At 70.4% G+C, this 3,844-nt stretch carries 7 protein-coding genes; 2 read left to right on the top strand and 5 right to left on the bottom strand.

Annotated features, from left to right (window positions below; all coding sequences use genetic code 11):
- The 5 genes from VI238_RS10925 to VI238_RS10905 all read right to left on the bottom strand — a co-directional run.
- Positions 1-605, bottom strand: a 605-nt coding sequence (locus tag VI238_RS10925; RefSeq protein WP_331651214.1) for an ACP S-malonyltransferase, incomplete at its 3' end; no start/stop codon positions are given.
- A gap of 50 nt (positions 606-655) precedes the next feature.
- On the bottom strand, positions 656-898 hold the full coding sequence (locus VI238_RS10920; RefSeq protein ID WP_331651212.1) for a hypothetical protein: 243 nt from the start codon (positions 896-898) through the stop codon (positions 656-658).
- Positions 899-908: 10 nt separating this feature from the next.
- The gene (locus VI238_RS10915) at positions 909-1,880 is read right to left on the bottom strand and encodes a beta-ketoacyl-ACP synthase III (protein WP_331651216.1); all 972 of its coding nucleotides are present in this window, start codon (positions 1,878-1,880) and stop codon (positions 909-911) included.
- Between the two features lie 182 nt (positions 1,881-2,062).
- Positions 2,063-2,257 (bottom strand): 50S ribosomal protein L32, encoded by a 195-nt coding sequence (gene rpmF, locus VI238_RS10910; RefSeq protein WP_331651210.1) that lies wholly within the window; start codon positions 2,255-2,257, stop codon positions 2,063-2,065.
- Positions 2,258-2,318: 61 nt separating this feature from the next.
- Positions 2,319-2,831, bottom strand: coding sequence for a YceD family protein (locus tag VI238_RS10905; protein ID WP_331651208.1), 513 nt, complete (start codon positions 2,829-2,831; stop codon positions 2,319-2,321).
- A 116-nt stretch (positions 2,832-2,947) separates the two neighbouring features.
- On the opposite strand from VI238_RS10905, the gene VI238_RS10900 reads away from it, so the two are divergent.
- Together VI238_RS10900 and VI238_RS10895 are read left to right on the top strand one after the other, a co-directional pair.
- Entirely contained in the window at positions 2,948-3,409 is a 462-nt protein-coding gene (locus VI238_RS10900) for a hypothetical protein (protein ID WP_331651207.1), read from the top strand.
- A partial coding sequence (locus tag VI238_RS10895) for a Maf family protein (RefSeq protein ID WP_331651205.1) occupies positions 3,406-3,844 on the top strand: 439 nt, incomplete at its 3' end. The genes VI238_RS10900 and VI238_RS10895, both read left to right, overlap by 4 nt.

Raw genomic sequence — 3,844 nt, 5'->3', positions numbered from 1 at the left:
AGCTTCACCGCCTTGCGCACGCCGCGCTCGGCGAGCTTCGCGAGCGCGGCTTCGACCGCGTGCGCATGCCCGCCGATGACGATCTGGCCAGGCGAGTTGTAGTTGGCGGGCACGACGACGTGATCGCCGGAGACCTCGCGGCACACCTCCTCGACGAGCGCGTCGTCGGCGCCGAGCACGGCGGCCATCGCACCGACGCCGTCGGGCGCGGCGTCCTGCATGGCCTGGCCGCGGATGCGCACGAGATGAGCGGCATCGCGCAGCGACAACACACCCGACGCGACGAGCGCGGTGTACTCGCCCAAGCTGTGACCCGCGAGACGCGACGGCGACGCGCCGCCGCCGGCCTGCCACAGGCGCCACACGGCCACGCCCGCCGCGAGCAGCGCAGGCTGGGTGTACTCGGTGCGATTGAGCATCGCCTCGGGGCCGCCCTGCGAGAGCGCCCACAGATCGACGCCGGCGCCATCCGAGGCCTCGGCGAACGTCTCGCGCACGCGTGGGTGCATTTCCGCGAGTTCGGCGAGCATGGCGATCGACTGTGAACCCTGGCCGGGGAAGACGAAAGCGAGGGTCGGGGACGGGGGACTCGGGGCTGCGGACATCGTCATGGTCTCGTGCAGGTTAGGCAGGCCGGATCAAGCCGTGCAGCGGTTCAGGTGAGTGCGAAGACGTTGTCGTACACCGCGAGGGTCACGCCGGTCAGTACGACGACGGCGAGGCCGGCGGCCGTGATCCGACCTGCGTCGCGCTCGAGCGCGCGACCGTGCGGGTATCGGCCGAGCGTGCATGCGAGCAAGGCGCCACGGCCGACGTGGAACAGGAAGACTTCGACCACGACGTTGCGCACGATCGCCGCGACGACACTGACGGCGGCACCGGCGAGTTGCGCAAGCACGCAGCCGGGATCAGTACTTGAGCAGCGCCGACGACCAGGTGAAACCGCCGCCGAACGCCTCCAGCAGCAGGGTCTGGCCGCGCTGCACCTTGCCCGAGCGCACCGCTTCGTCGAGCGCGAGCGGCACCGATCCCGACGACGTGTTGCCATGCCGGTCGACCGTGACGATCACGCGGTCCATCGACATCTGCAGGCGCTTCGCGGTCGCTTCGATGATGCGCAGGTTCGCCTGGTGCGGGATCAGCCAATCGACGTCCTGCTCGTGCATGCCGGCGGCCTCGAGGGTCTCGCCGACGATGCGGTCGAGCGTCTTGACCGCGACCTTGAACACCTCGTTGCCGGTCATCATGACGCGGATGCCGTGGTTCGGTTCGTCGTCGCGGAAGCCCGCGGAGACACCGACCGGGTTGTACAGCAAGTGCTTGTAGCCGCCGTCGGCGTGCAACTTGGTCGCGAGGATGCCCGGTTCGCTCGACGCTTCGAGCACGACCGCGCCGGCGCCGTCGCCGAACAATACGCAGGTCGAGCGGTCGCTGAAGTCGAGCATCCGCGTGAGCGTCTCGGCGCCGACGACGAGCGCCCGTTTCGCCTGGCCGCTGCGGATGAACTGGTCGGCGATGCCGAGCGCGTACATGAAACCCGAGCACGCGGCGTTGACATCGAACGCGGCGCAGCCGTTCGCGCCGAGGCGATGCTGCAGCAGGCATGCGGTCGACGGGAAGATGATGTCGGGCGTGGTCGTGCCGAGCACGATGAGGTCGAGGTCGGCGCCCTTGACGCCGGCCGCGTCGAGCGCATGGGTAGCGGCGTAGAACGCGAGGTCGCCGGTCGTCTCGCCGTCGGCGGCGAAGCGGCGCTCGCGGATGCCCGTGCGCGAGCGGATCCACTCGTCGGTGGTCTCGACCCGCTTCTCGAGATCGGCGTTGGTGACGACCTTTTCCGGCAGGTAGCTGCCGGTACCGGCGATGCGTGAGTAGATCAGGGCCGTTCCCCGCTCGAAGGAGGCAGGCGCAAGCCGCCTGCACGAGATTCGGCGCGCGCCGTCGATCAGCGCACGCTGCTGCCGCGCCGGGCCCTCCGGGCCCTGCAGGGCAACCCCGCCCGGCGCATCCGGCCCGGGCCGTCACCGCGAGCGAAGCTCATCGCATCGCTCGTCCGGCACACTCAGTCTTCGTCGCGAGTCTGCACTTTCGACTCGATGACCTTCTTGCCACGGTAGTAGCCGTCCTTGGTGACGTGGTGGCGCACGTGCACCTCGCCCGAGGTCGGGTCGGTCGACAACTGCTTCGCGGTCAGCGCATCGTGGGCGCGACGCATGCCGCGACGGGACGGGGTTTTACGACTCTTGGCGACGGCCATGCTGGCGATTCCTCATGCATTTTTGACGAGCGTCCGTGCCCGGATCTCAGAAGCAACCGTCCTATGGCTGCTTGTTCTTTTGCAGACCTGCCAGCGCCGCGAACGGGCTGGCCGGCTTCTCCTCGGACACGTCGTCCGAATGATCCTTCCATTCCAGCGGCTCGCCCGGTTTCACGGGCACCACCGGCAACGCGAGTATCAGCTCATCCTCGATCACGTCGGCGATGCCGACCTGACCGTCCGGCACGAGCAGCGGCTCGTAGCCCGGCGGCAACGCCGCTTCGCCGCTCTCGTCGGCGATCAGGCCGAGGCGCTGGTCGATCGACACCGGCTGGACGAAGACGTCGAGTGTACGCTGGCAGACCAGCGGCAACCCGGCTTCCACACGCAATTCCAGGTACGCGACGCCGAGCTCGTCCCGGCCGAATTCGACGTGGTAGCGTGCCGCGCCTTCCGTCGTCGCAAGGCTGCCGCGCAGGCGCTGCATCGCGGCCAGCGGCAGGTTTCCTTCGTACGTGCGGCGCGCCTGCACCTGGCGTGCGACATCCACGCGATCTGGCAGGGCTGCGGACATGGGCGCGCGATGGTAGGTGCAGCCCCCTCCGGTGTCAACTTGAACCCTGCTTCGGCTGGCTTGCCGCAGCCATCGGGGGCACACTGGGTCCCCGCCCACCGGAGCCGCCCGCCGTCGTGAACATCCTGCTCGTCTGCGTGGCCGCAGCCCTGGCGATCGGCTTCGTGATCGCCTGGCGACGGGAACGCCGCCTGCTGCGCCGGCGCGTGCTGCTGAGCGAGATCCTCGACCTCGCCGACGCGCTGGAACGCGAGCTGCTCGAATGCCGCGCGCGGTTGCGCGAGGTCCCTGCGCTCGCCGCAGCCGCGATGTCGCCCGCCGACCAACTGTCGGCCCGCGCGACGCTCGCCGCGGAACCGCTGGTGCAAGAGGCGCTGCGCGACCTGCTCGCGCACCGGCTCTGGCTCAAACAGCATGCCGCGCACGCGAGCGATGCCGAACTCGCGGCCGCGCGCGATGCGCTCGAAGCGACGCGCGGCACGCTCGCGCGCCAGCTCGAACGGCTCGCCGACGTGCGCGCCGACGTCGAGCAGACGCGCGCGGCGATCGCCGCGCAGCCGACGGAAGTGCCGCATTGAGCCGGCTCGGCGACGTCGACCTGGTGCTTGGTTCGACCTCGCGCTATCGCCGCGACCTGCTTTCGCGACTGACGACGTCGTTCCGCGTGCACGCACCCGCGGTCGACGAGACCCCGCACGCAGGCGAGGCGCCCGCGGCACTCGCGCGGCGCCTCGCCGCGGCGAAGGCCCACGCCGTCGCGACCGCCTGCGCGGGCGCGGTCGTCATCGGCAGCGACCAGGTCGCCGAACTCGACGGGCGCGCGCTCGGCAAGCCGGGTACCGCCGCGAACGCGTGCGCGCAGCTGCGCGCGTGTTCCGGGCGCACGGTCGAGTTCCACACCGCGCTGTGCCTCGGCGATGCGCGTGGCGCGGCGCCGCGCGCAGGCGCCGAGTGCGACCTCACGCGCGTCGTGTTCCGCACGCTCGACGATGCCGAGATCGAACGCTACGTCG

The sequence above is a fragment of the Dokdonella sp. genome (assembly GCF_036518555.1).
Lineage (GTDB): Bacteria > Pseudomonadota > Gammaproteobacteria > Xanthomonadales > Rhodanobacteraceae > Dokdonella_A.
Note: the sequence above shows the minus strand (reverse complement) of the source record. Positions and strands in the feature narration are given on the sequence as shown.

Bases quoted from the DNA above. Each gene is read 5' to 3' on its own strand.
- VI238_RS10905 (WP_331651208.1), bottom strand. From the start codon at position 2,831: ATGTCCGCAGCCCTGCCAGATCGCGTGGATGTCGCACGCCAGGTGCAG.
- rpmF (WP_331651210.1), bottom strand. From the start codon at position 2,257: ATGGCCGTCGCCAAGAGTCGTAAAACCCCGTCCCGTCGCGGCATGCGT.